Annotated in this window: 18 protein-coding genes; 5 read left to right on the top strand and 13 right to left on the bottom strand. The window is 60.2% G+C overall.

The annotated features are described in order from the left end of the window. Positions 1–35 precede the first annotated feature (35 nt). The 3 genes from L63ED372_RS05745 to L63ED372_RS05735 all read right to left on the bottom strand — a co-directional run bounded on the left by L63ED372_RS05745 (position 36) and on the right by L63ED372_RS05735 (position 2,649). On the bottom strand, positions 36–1,313 hold the full coding sequence (locus L63ED372_RS05745; RefSeq protein ID WP_062404239.1) for a TRAP transporter large permease subunit: 1,278 nt from the start codon (positions 1,311–1,313) through the stop codon (positions 36–38). A gap of 19 nt (positions 1,314–1,332) precedes the next feature. After that, on the bottom strand, positions 1,333–1,866 hold the full coding sequence (locus L63ED372_RS05740; protein ID WP_197275328.1) for a TRAP transporter small permease: 534 nt from the start codon (positions 1,864–1,866) through the stop codon (positions 1,333–1,335). A 99-nt stretch (positions 1,867–1,965) separates the two neighbouring features. Further along, on the bottom strand, positions 1,966–2,649 hold the full coding sequence (locus L63ED372_RS05735) for a TetR/AcrR family transcriptional regulator (protein ID WP_062404237.1): 684 nt from the start codon (positions 2,647–2,649) through the stop codon (positions 1,966–1,968). A gap of 133 nt (positions 2,650–2,782) precedes the next feature. On the opposite strand from L63ED372_RS05735, the gene L63ED372_RS05730 reads away from it, so the two are divergent. After that, positions 2,783–3,655: an NAD(P)-dependent oxidoreductase gene (locus L63ED372_RS05730; protein WP_062404235.1), complete on the top strand. Its 873-nt coding sequence runs from the start codon at positions 2,783–2,785 to the stop codon at positions 3,653–3,655. A 7-nt stretch (positions 3,656–3,662) separates the two neighbouring features. Here L63ED372_RS05730 and aroE read toward each other — a convergent pair whose 3' ends face one another. After that, positions 3,663–4,496 (bottom strand): shikimate dehydrogenase, encoded by an 834-nt coding sequence (gene aroE / locus L63ED372_RS05725; protein ID WP_062404233.1) that lies wholly within the window; start codon positions 4,494–4,496, stop codon positions 3,663–3,665. Positions 4,497–4,630: 134 nt separating this feature from the next. Here aroE and L63ED372_RS05720 point away from each other — a divergent pair, with 134 nt between their 5' ends. Further along, entirely contained in the window at positions 4,631–5,050 is a 420-nt protein-coding gene (locus L63ED372_RS05720; protein WP_156343557.1) for a hypothetical protein, read from the top strand. Positions 5,051–5,101: 51 nt separating this feature from the next. Here L63ED372_RS05720 and L63ED372_RS05715 read toward each other — a convergent pair whose 3' ends face one another. The 8 genes from L63ED372_RS05715 to L63ED372_RS05680 form a co-directional block, all read right to left on the bottom strand. Continuing rightward, entirely contained in the window at positions 5,102–6,283 is a 1,182-nt protein-coding gene (locus L63ED372_RS05715; protein ID WP_062404231.1) for an MFS transporter, read from the bottom strand. 2 nt (positions 6,284–6,285) lie between these two features. Then, positions 6,286–7,239, bottom strand: a complete 954-nt coding sequence (locus tag L63ED372_RS05710; protein WP_062404229.1) for a Gfo/Idh/MocA family oxidoreductase — start codon at positions 7,237–7,239, stop codon at positions 6,286–6,288. Between the two features lie 11 nt (positions 7,240–7,250). Continuing rightward, complete coding sequence (locus L63ED372_RS05705) at positions 7,251–8,129, bottom strand: class III extradiol dioxygenase subunit beta (protein ID WP_062404227.1); 879 nt, start codon at positions 8,127–8,129, stop codon at positions 7,251–7,253. Positions 8,130–8,131: 2 nt separating this feature from the next. Continuing rightward, complete coding sequence (ligA, locus tag L63ED372_RS05700) at positions 8,132–8,590, bottom strand: protocatechuate 4,5-dioxygenase subunit alpha (RefSeq protein ID WP_062404225.1); 459 nt, start codon at positions 8,588–8,590, stop codon at positions 8,132–8,134. Positions 8,591–8,703: 113 nt separating this feature from the next. Beyond that, positions 8,704–9,639, bottom strand: coding sequence for an amidohydrolase family protein (locus L63ED372_RS05695; protein WP_062404223.1), 936 nt, complete (start codon positions 9,637–9,639; stop codon positions 8,704–8,706). A 33-nt stretch (positions 9,640–9,672) separates the two neighbouring features. Further along, entirely contained in the window at positions 9,673–10,476 is an 804-nt protein-coding gene (locus tag L63ED372_RS05690; protein ID WP_062404221.1) for a transporter substrate-binding domain-containing protein, read from the bottom strand. Between the two features lie 58 nt (positions 10,477–10,534). Further along, positions 10,535–11,218 carry a 4-carboxy-4-hydroxy-2-oxoadipate aldolase/oxaloacetate decarboxylase gene (ligK, locus tag L63ED372_RS05685; RefSeq protein ID WP_062404219.1) on the bottom strand — a complete coding sequence of 228 codons (684 nt, stop codon included), beginning with the start codon at positions 11,216–11,218 and terminating at the stop codon, positions 10,535–10,537. A 29-nt stretch (positions 11,219–11,247) separates the two neighbouring features. Then, positions 11,248–12,276, bottom strand: a complete 1,029-nt coding sequence (locus L63ED372_RS05680) for an amidohydrolase family protein (RefSeq protein WP_062407691.1) — start codon at positions 12,274–12,276, stop codon at positions 11,248–11,250. Between the two features lie 175 nt (positions 12,277–12,451). On the opposite strand from L63ED372_RS05680, the gene L63ED372_RS05675 reads away from it, so the two are divergent. From L63ED372_RS05675 to hepT, 3 genes are all read left to right on the top strand, one after another. After that, positions 12,452–13,363, top strand: coding sequence for a LysR substrate-binding domain-containing protein (locus L63ED372_RS05675; RefSeq protein WP_062404217.1), 912 nt, complete (start codon positions 12,452–12,454; stop codon positions 13,361–13,363). A 71-nt stretch (positions 13,364–13,434) separates the two neighbouring features. Then, complete coding sequence (mntA, locus tag L63ED372_RS05670; protein ID WP_231624569.1) at positions 13,435–13,908, top strand: type VII toxin-antitoxin system MntA family adenylyltransferase antitoxin; 474 nt, start codon at positions 13,435–13,437, stop codon at positions 13,906–13,908. Continuing rightward, positions 13,893–14,330, top strand: a complete 438-nt coding sequence (hepT, locus tag L63ED372_RS05665; RefSeq protein WP_062404214.1) for a type VII toxin-antitoxin system HepT family RNase toxin — start codon at positions 13,893–13,895, stop codon at positions 14,328–14,330. Before mntA ends, hepT begins: the two co-directional genes overlap by 16 nt. Positions 14,331–14,375: 45 nt before the next feature. Here hepT and L63ED372_RS05660 read toward each other — a convergent pair whose 3' ends face one another. Continuing rightward, positions 14,376–15,683, bottom strand: coding sequence for a Y-family DNA polymerase (locus tag L63ED372_RS05660; RefSeq protein WP_062407690.1), 1,308 nt, complete (start codon positions 15,681–15,683; stop codon positions 14,376–14,378). Positions 15,684–15,810: the final 127 nt, after the last annotated feature.

Here is a 15,810-nt window from a genome sequence, read left to right as displayed (position 1 = left end):
TCAGGCGTACCCGATCAGACATCCACACCCGGGAATCAATAGAACCAACGCGCTGGCACCATCACCAGAGCCGGAAAAGCCACCATGGCAAACAGGATGACGAATTGGGCCATCATGAACGGCATGACCCCACGGGTCACTTCGTCCATGCTGATTTTTCCGACACCAGCCACCGCGTTGAGCACCGTGCCCACAGGCGGCGTGATCAGGCCGATGGCGCAATTGATGATGAACAGCACGCCGAAGTAAACCGGGTCGATGCCTGCGGCCTTGACCACGGGCATGAGCACCGGGGTCAGCAGCAAAATGGTGGGCGTCATGTCGAGCGCTGTGCCGATCAAGATGATGATCACCATGATGGTGAACATGAGCAATCGGGGGCTGTCGAGCATGGGCTGCAAAATCTCGATCAGCTGGGCTGGCAAATTGGCCACCGTGATGAGCCAGGCCGAGACCATGGCGGCGGCCACCAAAAACATCACGACTGCGCTGGTTTTGGCCGAGCTCACAAACAAGGGGTACAGGTCTTTCAGTCCTAGCTCGCGGTAAACGAAGGTGGAGATGAACAGGGCGTAAACCGCCGCCACCACCGCCGCCTCGGTCGGGGTGAACACCCCGAACTTGAGGCCAAAGACCACAATCAGCGGCATCACCAAAGCCCAGGTGGCTTCTCGCATGGCCACGCCAATCTCACGCATGTTTTTGCGCGGCGGCACCTGCACCACCTCGCGCCGCGCCAGCCACCACCAGGTGATCCACAGCGAAGCGCCCAACATGATGCCCGGCACGATACCGGCCATGAACAATTTGGAGATGGACACGTTGCCCGCCACGCCAAAGATCACAAAGCCAATGCTGGGCGGAATCACCGGGGCGATGATGCCCGCCGAAGCAATCAAGCCCGCCGAACGGGCCCGGTCATGCCCTGCGGCCACCATCATGGGCAAGAGCAAGGCTGACAGCGCCGCCGCATCGGCCACGGCCGAACCCGAAAGGGCCGCCATGATCACGGCGGCCATGATGGTCACATAACCCAGGCCGCCTTTGATGTGGCCCACACAGGCCATCGCGAAGTTCACGATGCGGCGCGACAAACCACCCGCATTCATGATCTCGCCCGCCAACATGAAAAACGGCACGGCCAACAAAGGGAAACTGTTCGAGCCTTCGAGCAGGTTTTGCGCCAGGATCTGGGCGTCGAACATGTCCAAGTGCCACATCAAGGCCACGCCGCAGATGAGCAATGAGAAAGCGATCGGGATGCCAATGGCCATCGCCCCGAGCAGAGAAAAAACAAAAATAGCAATCGTCATGTCGGTGTCTCGCGTGCGCTCAAGATTTGTTCGAACTGTGGGGCGACTCTTCGGATTCCTGAACCATGACCAGGTCTTCAGGCCGAACTTGACCGGTGAGCAAGCGCACCAATTCGGTCATCAAAATCAAACCACCCAACACCGCAAACACCACACCGGGTGCGTACACCCAAGCCATGGACACTTCCATCACCGCGCTGGTGCTGCCCAGGTTGATGACGGTTTGCTGGTAAGCCCCTTTGAAGAGCAACCAGCAAATGAACAGCATGGCCACATACGACAAAGCCAAACAAAACTTTTTGCCGGCCGCGCCGAGTTTGCCCACCAGCATGTCGGTGCCCAAGTGGCCGCGTTCCTTCAAGGCAACGATCGCGCCCATGAAGGTCATCCACACAAACAACCAGCGCGACAACTCTTCGGACAAGGTGATGCCCGAGTTGAAACCGTAGCGCATGACCACGTTGCCAAACACCAGCACCACCATCACGGCCAGGCACACGGCCATGACCACGTTCAGGGCTTTGCAAAACCCGTCAATGAATTTTTGAACCAACACACATCTCCGGTAAGGGACTTTCGATAATGTACGAACTGGTTAGTTTTTTAGGGATACGTGTTTACCCTAGATTCATCCTGAAAGGAACGCTAACAGTTATGCCGCCAAGGAATGGCAGACAAAGCGCAGGATCAACTCGACCACATGCACCCTTTTGAGGGTGTCGGCCTTGTCTTGGCTGGCACGGTCCTGAAAGATCAGGCCAAAGGTATGGCGGTTGGAGACGTTGAAAAAGGTGAAGGCCGAAATCGCCGAGTGGATGTCCACCGGGTCCAGACCGGGCCTGAACACGCCTTGCGCCACGCCCCGGTCGTAAACGGCCTTGACCGAAGCAATGGCGTTGGTGTTGAGCGCCTGAATGCTCTGGCTTTGCCGCAGGTACTCGCCGCGCTGGATGTTTTCGTTCATCACCAGACGGATGAAGTCTTCGTTGTTGCGGTGGTGGTCGTAGGTGAACTCCACCAGCTTTTGGAGCGCGTCCACAGGTGGCAAGTCGTCCAGATGCAGGTCGGACTCGATCGCCCGCATGCGCCGGTAAGCCTCTTCGAGCACGGCCAAATACAGGCCGTCCTTGCTGCCGAAGTAGTAATAGATCATGCGCTTGCTGGTGCGCGTGGCCGCCGCGATTTCATCGATCCGCGCACCACTCAGGCCCTTGTCGGCAAACTCGTGCGTGGCCACAGTCAAAATCTCGGCCATGGTGCGGGCCGGGTCGTTGGTGCGGCCTGCCCCGCTGGAAGCGCTCAGCGACTGCTCAGAAGAATGTACCGGTTGGTTCATTCGGCCAAGTATAGAGCCCCAACAGGACCATCCAAAACCCCAAGCCAGCCCGCCCGCTTGACTACCATGTGACGCCCTTGCAGCACACACACAGCTAAAGTAGGTATATGACCATTTACTCAAAGGAACACGCATGACCCACATCGGCATGATCGGCATTGGCATGATGGGCCACGGCATCGCGAGCAACTTGCTCAAGCATGGACACAGCCTCACCGTCCTCGAACACGCGGGCAACCAACCCTTGGACGCCCTGCTGGCCGCAGGTGCAAAAACGTGCAACACACCGCAAGCCTTGGCGGCGCAATCGGATGTGGTCATTTTGTGCGTCACGGGCACACCACAAGTGGAGGCTGTGCTGCTGGGTGACGACGGCGTCTTGAAGGGTCTGCGTCCCGGCACCGTCATCATTGACTGCTCCACTTCTGTGCCCGCCTCCACCGAAAAAGTCGCGGCCATGGTCATGGCCCAAGGTGGGCTGTTTCTTGATTCGCCCATGACCCGCACGCCCAAAGAAGCTGCCGAAGGACGGTTGAACTTGCTGGTGGGCGGTGATGCCGCTCTGTTTGAGCGCTGCCGCCCCATCCTGGGCTGCTTTGCTGAGAACATCGTGCACACCGGGCCGATTGGTTCGGGCCACCGCATGAAGCTTCTGCACAACTACGTCTCGCTGGGCACCGTCACTCTGCTGGCCGAGGCCGCGGCTTGCGCCCAGCGTGCAGGCGTGGACGCCAACACCTTTGTCGAGGTGCTCAGCAAAGGCGGTGGCTGGGGTGCAGCGCTCGACCGTCTCAAGCCCACGCTGGTCTCGGGTGACACCTCGGGCCTGCGCTTTTCGATGAGCAATGCACTCAAGGACCTGAGCTACTACAACCAGATGGCCATTGACACCCATGCCGACCACACCGTGGCCCAAGCGGTCAAAAACACCCTGGAGACGGCTTGCCGCGAGGGTGACCCCAATGCCCTGGTGCCCGAGTTGATCGCGCTGCTGGCCAAACGCTGACTCGCCCTTAGACCAACGGCACCGTCAGCTGAGCAATCACTGCGGCGGTGTCAGGCCGCACCCCGCGCCACCAGGCAAAGGCCTCGGCCGCTTGCTCGGCCAGCATGCCCACACCATCGGCTACCCGGGACACGCCCGCTTGCTGCGCCAGTTGCAAAAACGGCGTGAGGCCTTTGCCGTAAGTCAGGTCGTAGGCCAGAGCGCCTGGCGCAAACACACTGGCGGGCAAAGGTGGCAACTCGGCCGTGAGGCTGGATGAGCTGGCGTTGAGCACCACATCAAACGTCTGCCCCTGCAAGTCGGCATAACCCAGCCCCTGCACAGGCACTTGGCCGGTTTGATGCTGCTGCGCCAAAGCCGCCAATTCCTGCGCCTTGGCCACCGTGCGGTTGACGATCACCAGCTCTGCTGGCTGCTCGGCCAACACGGGCAGCAAAGCGCCTCGCGTGGCACCGCCCGCGCCCAAAATCAACACACGCCGCCCCTTGAGCGGGCAGGCCAGGTTGTGCACCAAGTCGCGCACCAGGCCCACGCCGTCAAAGTTCTCGGCATACACTTTGTCGCCCTCAAACTTCATCGCGTTCACCGCACCCGCCATCTGGGCGCTGGGAGCCAGATCGGTGGCGTAAACAAAGGCGTCCATCTTGAAAGGCGCGGTCACGTTCATGCCCCGCCCGCCACTGGCCCGAAACGCGTCCACCGTGGCCGCAAACTCGCCCACGGGGCCAAGCAACTTGCCGTAGTCGATGTCTTGCCCTGTGACTTGCGCAAAAGCGCTGTGGATCAGGGGCGATTTGCTTTGCACAATGGGGTTGCCGATCACGGCATAGCGGTCTGTCATGGGGTCATCTCGAACAACAATGCGTCGATCTTAGCGCTGAAGGCCCCTCACCTCTGAGCCGCTGGGTCTGATGGCTGAAGTCAATTCGCTCTATCATGTGAAATGTTCCAATGGACACAAGACGGAGACACAACATGACGCTGCAACCCCAAATGTTGGCCTTGCTCTTCACCGTGATCTTGCTGGCAGTGACCACCTATTTTTTGTTGGGCTCCATTCCCCTGTTGACACTCAAGCACGACAACCCGATGGATTCCCGGTTCATCCGCTCGTTCTACATCACCTACTTTCGCCTCGCCCTGATCGCCGCCTTGGCCGCGTCCATCAGTTTCGCCTTTGCTGGCAAACCCGCTTTGTCCATGGGCGCAGGCGGTATTGCCATGCTGACTTGGCTGATGCGCCGACATTTGATCACCCGCATGGACCATTTCGGGGCGCAAATTCGGGCCGATGAACTGGTGGCGATTCCCGCTTTCAAAAAAATGCACAAGTCTGCCATCCTGATCAATGCCACCCAACTGCTTGCCATCTTGGGCAGTCTGGGGTCGTTTTAGAGACATGGAAGGCGGCGTTGGGTGCCTGGAAAAAATGGACGCTGGAAAAACTCAGTGTCGCCCCACCAAGCGGTACACCAGCACCCCGAGGCCCGTCACGCCCACGGCGGCGGCCGTGAAGGCATAGGCCAGCCAGCCCATGTCCACACTTTGCGCCATGATCAGCACCCCTGTGGACTGGCCAAAAAACAGTGAACAGGCAAACAAGGTCACGGCTGAGCCCCGTGCGGCCGGGGCCATTTGGGTGGCCTGAACTTGCAGCGTGTTGTGCAGCATGTAAAAGCCCAACCCGGTCATGAGGCAGGACAGCATGCCCAGCCACACACCACTGCCCCACGCCAGCACCAGCAAACCCACCGCGACCAAAGCAGCGCCTGTGCGCACCAGCCCGCGCTCGCCCAGCCAAGCCAGCCAACGGCGTGCCATTTGGCTGTAGAGCAAGCCACCCACGCCGTAGACCATCATGACCGAGCCTGAGGCCACCACACTCAAACCAAACTGCTGGTGCAAATGCGTGGGCATGAAGGCCAAGGCTCCAAACACCAAGGCCCCTTCTGCGGCGGTGACGCCCAGCACCCAGCGCACGCGGGGTGTCCCCAAGAGCTGACCCGTCAAGCGAAACGCCGCCCACAAACCAGGTGCGGCCACAGGCTGCATTTGCGACTTGTTTTGCAGGCGCAAACGGCGCAGCAGCACAGCGGCCACACCAAACATGGCGGCCAGCACAACAAATGCACCGCGCCAGCCCACCGTGTCGGCTGCAAAACCACCAAACCACAGCCCACTCATCATGCCCAGTACGGTCGCACTCATGAGCTTGGCCAGGGTCTCCTGGCGGCGCTCATAAGGGACTTGGTCGCCCACCCAGGCCATCGACAGCGGGATGATGCCCGCCGCCGCCGCACCCATGAACCCGCGCATGATGACCAACATGGGCAGATTCGTGGACAGCGCCGTGATGGCGCTGAACAGCGCACAGGTCAATACCGCCAAAGACACCACCCGCAGCTTGCCAAAGCGCTCGCCCAGTGGGCCATAAAACAACTGTAAAACACCATAAACCACGGCAAACACCGAGACCACCGCAGAGGCGTCTCCCGTGGTGACCTGAAACTCCTGGCCCAGCACCACCAGCATCGGATCGCAGATGCGCATCGAGGCCATGCTGGCAAAACCAGCCAGGCCCAACAGCTTCAGGTGTTGCCGTTCGTCTTCAGGCGTCAAAGCGCTCATGCTCAGGCCAATTGCTGCTCCAGGTCGTGCAGGACCTGGTAGCAGGGCAGCACCTGTGCAATGCTCGAATTGGGTTCGCGGCCTTCACGGATCGCTGCAAAAAACTCGCGGTCTTGCAGCTCGATGCCGTTCATTGACACCGCCACCTGCGACACATCGATCTTTTCTTCCTTGCCGGTGAACAGGTCGTCGTAACGCGCCAAGTAAGTGCCCGTGTCGCCGATGTAGCGGAAGTAGGTGCCCAGAGGGCCATCGTTGTTGAAGCTCAAGCTCAGGGTGCAGATCGCACCGTTGGCGGCTTTGAGCTGGATGCTCATGTCCATGGCGATGCCAAGGGTCGGGTGAATCGGGCCCTGCACCGCATTGGCTTTGACAATGGGACTGCCGCACTGGTAGGCGAACAAATCCACCGTGTGGGCTGCGTGGTGCCACAGCAGGTGGTCGGTCCAGCTGCGGGCTTGACCCAGCGCGTTCATGTTGGTGCGGCGGAAAAAGTAGGTCTGCACATCCATCTGCTGGATGTTGAACTCGCCTGACTTGATCTTGTGGTTCACCCACTGGTGGCTGGGGTTGAATCGCCGGGTGTGGCCCACCATGGCCACCAGCCCGGTTTCCTTTTGCACCCGCAGCACTTCCTGACCTTCTTTGTACACATCACACAACGGGATCTCGACCTGCACATGCTTGCCTGCCTTCAGGCACGCCAAGGTCTGGCTGGCGTGCATTTGTGTGGGTGTGCACAAGATGACGGCGTCCACTTCTTTCAGGGCCAGCGACTCGTTCAGGTCGGTGGTGACGTGGCCAATGCCGTATTTATCCGCCACCTCTTTGGTTTTGGCGAACTCACGCCCGATCAGTGAAACGACTTCGACGCCGTCGATATTGTTGATGCCGTCCAGGTGTTTGATGCCGAAGGCACCCGCGCCCGCCAAGGCGACTTTGATGGTTTTGCTCATGACTGTTCCTCTTAAACGTTTTCCAGAATGGCGTGGCCCACAGCGGTATTGGATGCAGGCACATGGTAGAAGCGGTGACGCAACTTGGGTGCGGGACCTGTGGCTTGGCCACCCTCGATATCGCTCATCGCACCCCTTGCAATCAGCCACATGACCAGCTCGATGCCTTCGCTGCCCGCTTCACGCACATAGTCGATGTGGGGTGTGGCGGCACAAGCCACCGGATCGTTGATCAACTGGTCGAGCCAGGCGTTGTCCCACTCGCGGTTGATCAGGCCCGCGCGTGCGCCCTGCAGCTGATGGCTCATGCCGCCCGTGCCCCAGATGTGGACGTGGATGTCCTCGTCGTAGCTCTCGACCGCTTTGCGGATTGCTTGGCCCAGATTGAAGCAGCGCTGGCCGCTGGGCACGGGGTACTGCACCACATTGACCGCGAACGGGATCACCGGGCAAGGCCAAGCGTCTTGGACCGGGTCCAGCTCGCCGCACATCAGCGACAAGGGCACCGTGAGGCCATGGTCCACGTCCATTTTGTTGACGATGGTCAGGTCAAAGTCCTGCTGGATGACCGATTGCGCGATGTGGCTGGCCAACTCGGGGTGGCCTTTGACCACAGGCACCGGGCGTGGGCCCCAGCCTTCGTCGGCAGGCTTGTACTCGGCGGCGGTGCCGATGGCGAATGTGGGGATCATGTCCAGGCTGAAAGCCGTAGCGTGGTCGTTGTAGACCAAAAAGATCACGTCGGGTTTGTTGTCCTTCATCCATTGTTTGGAGAAGTCGTAGCCCGCGAACACGGGTTTCCAGTAGTCTTCTTGTGTCTTACCCAAGTCCATGGCCGCGCCAATGGCAGGCACATGCGAGGTGTAAACGGAGGCGGTGATTTTGGCCATGTTTATGCTTTCTGTCCTGCTGCGCGAAGTGCTTGCCCGGCTGCGCCTTGGGGCTGGTTCTGCGCTTGCGCAGTGCCGTCTTCACCGATGTAGCGGTTGCCTTCCACACTGCGGCCACCGCCAATCATCATGTTGCGGTACTCCTCTTCGGTCATGCCGGTCATGGAGCCTGCCATCTGCTGGAAGCTCTTGCCATCGGTCGCACCGATTTTGGCGAGGAAATAAATGTTGCCACCCGTGCGCATGCACCAGTTCAAGTCTCGCGCCAGAACAGCCTGCTTTTGCTCTTCGGTCATTTGCCACTCATCCAGATAGGCACGCTCGTCGCGCCTGAAACGCTCACGGTTTTCCGCCTTCATGAGCGACATGCAAAACTGGTTGAGCCAATAACCTTTGCGCGATTGCTCGGCATCAAAGATGATCGTGCCGGGCACGTCGGTATAGGGTTTGTCTAACGCCATATGTTTCCTAAAAGTTCACGGATTCATGAAGACTGGATCGCCACGTCGCTGCGCTCCTCGCGATGACAAATTAGCTGTCATTGCGAGCGAAGCGCGGCAATCCAACACCGACTTCACTTGACTTCTTCAGGCCAGTACAAACGCATCGGGTTGTCCACCAGCAGCTTCTTTTGCAGCTCCGCCGTGGGCGCGATGTGCGGGATGAAGTCGACCAGCAGGCCGTCATCGGGCATGTGGTCTTTCAGATTGGGGTGCGGCCAGTCGGTGCCCCAGAGCACGCGATCGGGAAACTCCTCGACGATGCGCTTGGCAAACGGGATCACGTCTTGGTAAGCGTTTTGCTCGCCGTTCAAAGCTTTGGGGCCAGTCACCGACAAGCGCTCGGGGCAAGACACTTTGCTCCACACATTGCTGTGCTCGCGCATGAACTTCTGGAACAGCGCAAACTGCGGGCCGTCCACGGGCAGCGACACATCGGGGCGGCCCATGTGGTCGACCACCACGGTGGTGGGCAGCGCGGTGAAAAAGTCCCACAACTCGGGCAGGTCCACCGCTTCAAAGTAGATGACCACATGCCAGCCCCATTTTTGGATGCGGCCCGCAATTTCCATCAACTCGTCCTTGGGCGTGAAGTCCACCAGCCGCTTGACGAAGTTGAAACGCACACCACGCACACCCGCGTCGTGCATAGCCTGAATCTCTTGGTCGGTCACACTACGCTTGACGGTGGCCACACCGCGGGCCTTGCCACCGCTGCTCAGGCACGCGTCCACCATGGCGCGGTTGTCGGCGCCGTGGCAAGTGGCCTGCACGATCACATTGCGGGCAAAGCCCAGGTGATCGCGCAGCGCATAAAGCTGGTGCTTGCTGGCATCACAGGGTGTGTATTTGCGCTCGGGCGCGTATGGAAACCTGGCACCCGGGCCAAACACATGGCAATGCGCATCGACTGCGCCAGCGGGCAATTGAAACGTCGGCTTGGTCGGACCGGTGTACCAGTCCATCCAGCCAGCGGTTTTGGTGAAGTCACCAGTTGTGGGTTTGCTCATGAATTTTTTCTCTCAAAACGAATGGTCCAGGGCTCAAGGCGCCGAGGTGGTGCCACGCAAACCCGCCCGACTCACAGATTTTTGTAATTGCCCGTTTTCACGCACCTGCTCGGCGAAGGCGTTGACAAAGACCCGCCCGGCATCGCGTCCTTTGGGTATGGCAATGGCCAGGTTTTCAAGGCCCCAGCGGCCTTCCATGACTCGGGAATCTTTCAACTCATCGGTCATTTCGAACAAAATGCCCTTGTTGGTGGCAAAGGCATCGATGCGCTTTTGTCTGAGCATGTCTTGCGCCTGCTTCAAGCTGGCCGCCGGAACGACGCTGGCGTTTTTGAATTGCCGCGTCAACACCCCCTGGGATGTGCTGCCCTGGCTCACGCCCACTTTGACACCTGCACGGTCAATGTGTTCGATCTGTTGAACAGACGAGTCCTTCATCACCAGATACCCCAACTCCAGCTGCACGAGCGGGCGGGTGAAATCCATGTCGCGGGCACGCGCTTCGGTCGCATTGGTCACGGTGAAATCAACTTGGCCTGATTTGAGCGCGTCCAGCACAAGCGCCAACCTGGGGAACTCCACCACCTGGACAGGCACTCCGAGTTGTTGAGCCAGAAGAGGACCTATATCGAGTGCCACACCTGCGCGTTGGCCTGTTTTTGCATCGACCACCAAGGAAGTGGGACTGCCTTGGTACACGCCCACGCGCAGGGTGCCCGTAGGAGCCAGGGCTTCACGGACTTTGGGGTCTGCGGGTGGCTGAAAGTGGGCGCAACCGCTGATCAGAAGGGCACCAACGATCAGGATCGCGTTGAAAAATCTTCGGTTGATGTGCACAGCAGCTCCTGTTTTTTGGAAGAAAGTTTGGCAGGTCGATGTGACCAGCCAAGTCCGGTCAATCGATGTACTTCAGGCCCGCAGCCGCCAGCGGCTCGCGCATCTTGTACATGTCCAGACCCAGCACGCCCGAGGCCAGCTTGGCGCGTTTCTCGCCTTCGTTGGCTTCACGCGCTTGCGCGGCCGCCAGCGTTTTGGCAGCCAGTGCCTGGGGCACACACACCACACCGTCGTCATCGGCCACGATCACATCACCGGGGTGAACGATCATGCCCGCGCACACCACGGGGATGTTGACCGAGCCGATGGTGGCCTTGATGCAACCCTTGCTGCTGATGGCTTTGCTCCACACCGGAAAGTTCATCTTTTGCAGCTCTTTCACATCGCGCACCCCGGCGTCGATGATCAAAGCGCGTGCGCCACGGGCCTGGAACGATGTGGCCAATAAGTCGCCAAAGTAGCCGTCGGTGCAGTCGGCGGTGATGGCTGCGACCACGATGTCGCCGGGCTGAATCTGCTCGGCCACCACATGCATCATCCAGTTATCGCCGGGGTGCAGCAGCACCGTCACGGCCGTGCCCGACACCTGCGCTCCGGGATAAATGGGGCGCATATAAGGCTTCATAAGACCCACACGGCCCATGGCCTCGTGCACCGTGGCCGAGCCAAGTGCGCCCAGGCCATCAGCGGCTGCGCGGTCCGCGCGGGTGATGTTGCGGTAAACAACGCCGAGTTCGTACATGGTTTTCTCCTGAATTTCGAATCAATGCTTCACAGGCCTTTGGCGGTCAACTGATCGTCCAAGCGCTTGAACACGCGACGCGCATTGCCTTCGTAGACCATGTAACGCTCTTGGTCATTGAGGTTGGCCGTGGCTTGCACATAGCGCTTGGTGTCGTCAAAGTAGTGGCCGGTTTCAGGGTCGATGCCACGCACCGCGCCGATCATCTCGGAGGCAAACAAGATGTTTCTGACCGGAATCACTTTGGTCAGCAGGTCAATGCCGGGCTGGTGGTACACGCAGGTGTCAAAGAAGATGTTGTTGAGCAAGTGCTCGGTCAGCAAAGGCTTTTTGAGTTCTTGCGCCAAGCCCCGGAAACGGCCCCAGTGGTAAGGCACCGCGCCGCCGCCGTGCGGGATCAAGAACTTGAGCGTGGGGAAATCCTTGAACAGATCGCTGGTCAGGCACTGCATGAAAGCGGTGGTGTCAGCGTTCAGGTAATGTGCGCCTGTCGTGTGAAAGCAGCTGTTGCAGCTGGTGCTCACATGGATCATGGCGGGGATGTCGTACTCCACCATCTTTTCGTAAATGGGGTACCAAGCCTTGTCGGACAAAGGCGGTGATGTCCAGTGACCGCCTGACGGATCGGGGTTCAGGTTGATGCCGACGTTGCCGTATTGCTCCACGCACTTGACCAGCTCAGGGATGCAAGTGGCCGGGTCCACGCCGGGCGACTGGGGCAGCATGGCCGCAGGCACAAAGTGGTCGGGGAACAGTTGAGCGACGCGGTAGCACAGCTCATTGCAAATGGCCGCCCAGGTGGACGACACGTTGAAGTCGCCAATGTGGTGGGCCATGAAGCTGGCGCGGGGGCTGAAGATGGTGATGTCCGAGCCACGCTCTTTCATCTTGGCCAATTGGTTGGTCTCAATCGTTTCACGCAATTCGTCGTCACTGATTTTCAGATCTGCCACTTTGGGCATGGACGCGGGGTCTTTGATGCCTGCAATTTGCTTGTTGCGCCAGTCTTCCAAGGCCTTGGGAGCGGTGGTGTAGTGGCCGTGCACGTCGATGATCAAGGGTTTGGTTTGGCTCATGGGCAATCCTGATGGGTCAAGGGGTTTGCGCAGATTGTGCAGGCTCACCCCGCCAACGCCCAGCCCCCGGCACATCTACCAGCTAGAACAAATGGGCATAACCAAGACTTGGGTATGACAAAATCAGCCCTACCGAAAGCCCCTCCTCTGGATCCTCATGGACCTCAAACAGCTCGAATACTTTGTGCGCGTGGCCGAACTGGGCAGCTTCACACGGGCCGCCCAGGCCCTGAACGTGGCCCAGCCCGCGCTCAGCCGCCAGGTGCGCCTGCTCGAAGTCGAGCTGCGGCAAAACCTGCTGGTGCGCAACGGGCGCGGCGCCACCCCCACCCAAGCCGGGCTGCTGCTGCTGGAGCACGGCCGGGGCATCCTGCACCAAGTGGAGCGGGCGCGGGAAGAGCTTGGCCGGGTGCGCACGGGCCTCACAGGGCGCGTGGCTCTAGGCCTGCCGCCCAGCGTGGCGCGGGTGCTGACGGTGCCCCTCACCCGGGCCTTTCGCGCCAAGATGCCCGAGGCCCAACTGTCCATCAGCGAAGGCCTGTCGAGCGCCATGCAAGAAAACCTGCAAAACGGCCGCCTGGACATCGCCGTGCTCTACAACCCCAGCCCCATGCCCGGCATCGAACACACCCCGCTGGTGCAAGAAGAGTTGCTGCTGGTGCAGCCGCGCCCACCGGGCCTGCAGGAAGACCCGCCCCCGCCCGCCATCGGTCTGCAAGAGGTTGCCGCCCTGCCCTTGGTCATCCCCACCCGCCCGAACGCCATCCGCATGCATGTGGAGTCTGAAATGGCCGCCATCGGCTACCGCCCCCTGATTGCGCTGGAGATTGACGGCGTGAGCGCCATCCTCGACCTGGTGGCCGACGGCGCGGGCTACGCCATCTTGCCGCGCAACGCGGTCATGCGCTCGGTGCGGCCATCGGCGTTTTCGGTGCGGCCCCTCAAGCAACCGGCCTTGCACATCCAGCTGACCACCGCCATCAGCGCACAACGCCCCGGCACCCTCACCCAGCAAGCCACCCTGGCCCTGCTGACCGAGATGGCGGTGCAGTGGCTCAGCCCGCCTTGATGGCCGGGCAGACGCTGCATACACGCCGCCGGACACGCGCCTCCGCCCAGTCCATATGACAAAATGAAGCCATGACCGCGCCCGCTGCACCGATTGAATTCACCGCTCCAAAGCCGCCCGGCCCAGGGGCGGGCTGCGTTGCGTCCATGTCTGCGATTGCGCAGTTGCCACAAATCCGGCAAGCACTGAACTCGGTGGTCGGCTTGCAGCTGGCCATTGTTTTCGGCTCATGCGCCACAGGACTGGCCAAACCCGACAGCGATCTGGACATCGCCCTGGCATTTGACCAAGCCATGAGCGTTCAGCAACATATCGCACTGATCGAAGCCCTGACGCTGGCCACGGGCCGCCCGATTGACCTGATCGATCTGCGCACCGTTGGCGAACCATTGCTGGGCCAAATCATGCAATACGGCGTGCGCATCTTGGGCAGCGACGTACTGCACGCGCAATACATGACCCGCCACGTCATGGAAGCCGCCGACTTCATGCCTTACCAAGCCCGCATACTGCAAGAAAGAAGGCAGGCATGGATCCACAAGTGATCGATCAAAAACTGGATTCTTTGCGCCGTTGCCTGGTGCGCATTGAATCCAAACAGCCTTTTGATGCCGACCAACTGGCCGATGATTTCGACCTGCAAGACATCGTCTCGCTCAACCTGACCCGAGCCGTTCAAATGGCGGTAGACATTGGTGCGCACATCGCTGCCAGTCAAAACCAGCCAGGCCCAGCCACCATGGCCGAAACCTTCCAACAACTCCATGGCATGGGTGTCATCACCGCCGATCTGGCCATTCAACTCAAAAAGTCCGTTGGTTTCCGCAACATCGCAGTGCACAACTACAGCGCCATCAATTGGCAAGTGGTCCACGCCATCACCGCGGGCCATCTGGACGACTTCAAAGAATTTGCCCGTGCAGTGAGCCTTTGGCAAGCTGGGTCATCGGTGCAAGCCAAAAACTGACCCCCGCCCTCTGCACACAACGCCACAGCACCGACGTGTGCACGGTCATGCGTCCGTGCGCACCATCAGCAACTTGGCCCAATCGGTGGTGTATGCGGGCGTCATCCGCTCTTGCTTCATCGCCCACAACTTCATCGCCCTCGGCGCCCCCCCACTGGCCAGCTTGAGCGTCCCACGCCCATAGCGCTGGTTCAGCTGGTCCATCGCATCCATCAGGCGCACGCGGTTTTCGGGCATGGTTTCGTCCAGGTCCAGCGTGAGTTGTTCGCGGGTGGCCGGTTGCAGGTCCATCAGCATCACGCCTGCTTTGGCGTACTTGTAGCCGGGTTTGTAAATGCGTTTGACGATGGCGTTGGCGGCTTGCGTGATGTGGGCGCTGTCGCTGGTGGGGCTGGGCAGGGGGATGCTTGCGCTGCGGCTGTATTGCGGGTCTTGTTTTCTAAACGGGCTGGTGCGGATGAAGGCCATGATTTGGCCCGTGTGGCTGTTTTGTTTGCGCAGTTTTTCGGCGGCGCGGCAGGCAAATTCGGTGATGGCTTCTTGCAGTTCGATCAGCTCGGTCACCGGGTGGCCAAAGCTGCGGGTGCAGGCGATTTGTTGTTTGGCCGGGGGTTCGTCTTCGAACTCGATGCAGGGCACGCCGTTAAGTTCGCGCACGGTTTTTTCCAGCACCACCGACCAGCCCGCTTTGGCGGCAGCCGGGCTCATGCGTTGCAGATCGAGCGCGGTGTGGATGCCGTTCTCGCGCAGTTGCGCCCCGATCTTGCGGCCCACACCCCACACCTCGCCCACTTCGGTGGCCTGCAGCAGGGCCTGCAGTTCTTCGGGGGTGCACGCGCCCAGGTGGCAGATTTGGGCGTGTTGGGCCGGGTAGCTGCCGGGTTTGCGTTCGGCGCTTTTGGCGATGGCGTTGGCTAATTTTGCGAGGGTTTTGGTGGGGCCGATGCCGATGCAGGTCGGGATGCCGATCCATTGGTGGATGCGTTGGCGGATGGTGCGGGCGCGGCGCACCAGGTCGCCGGGGATGCCACTCAGGTCGACAAAGCTTTCGTCGATGGAGTAGATCTCTTGGGTGTGGCCCAGGCCAGCGGCCAGGCTCATCATGCGGTCGCTCATGTCGCCGTACAGCGCAAAGTTGGCAGACAAGGCGATCAGGCCAGCGTCGCGCTCGAGCTCGCGCAGCTGGAAGTAAGGCGCGCCCATCTTGATGCCCAGGGCCTTGGCTTCGTCAGAGCGGGCAATCGCGCAGCCGTCGTTGTTGGACAGCACGACCACCGGCCGACCTTGCAGCCAGGGCTGGAAGACACGTTCGCAGGAGACGTAGAAGTTGTTGCCGTCGATGAGGGCGAGCATGGGGAGGGGCATGGCCAAATACTGTACAAATGAACAGTATAAAGACCTGCAGCCCGGCGCAAGCCCCCCAATCCCCTCCAACCACAGGTCATTGCCCCGCATCAAAGGGCACCCTTTTGGCCTCATG

It is taken from the genome of Limnohabitans sp. 63ED37-2, assembly GCF_001412535.1.
Taxonomy (GTDB): Bacteria; Pseudomonadota; Gammaproteobacteria; order Burkholderiales; family Burkholderiaceae_C; genus Limnohabitans_A.
The sequence above is the reverse complement of the archived record's forward strand: the minus strand, read 5'-3'. Positions and strand labels throughout refer to the sequence as shown.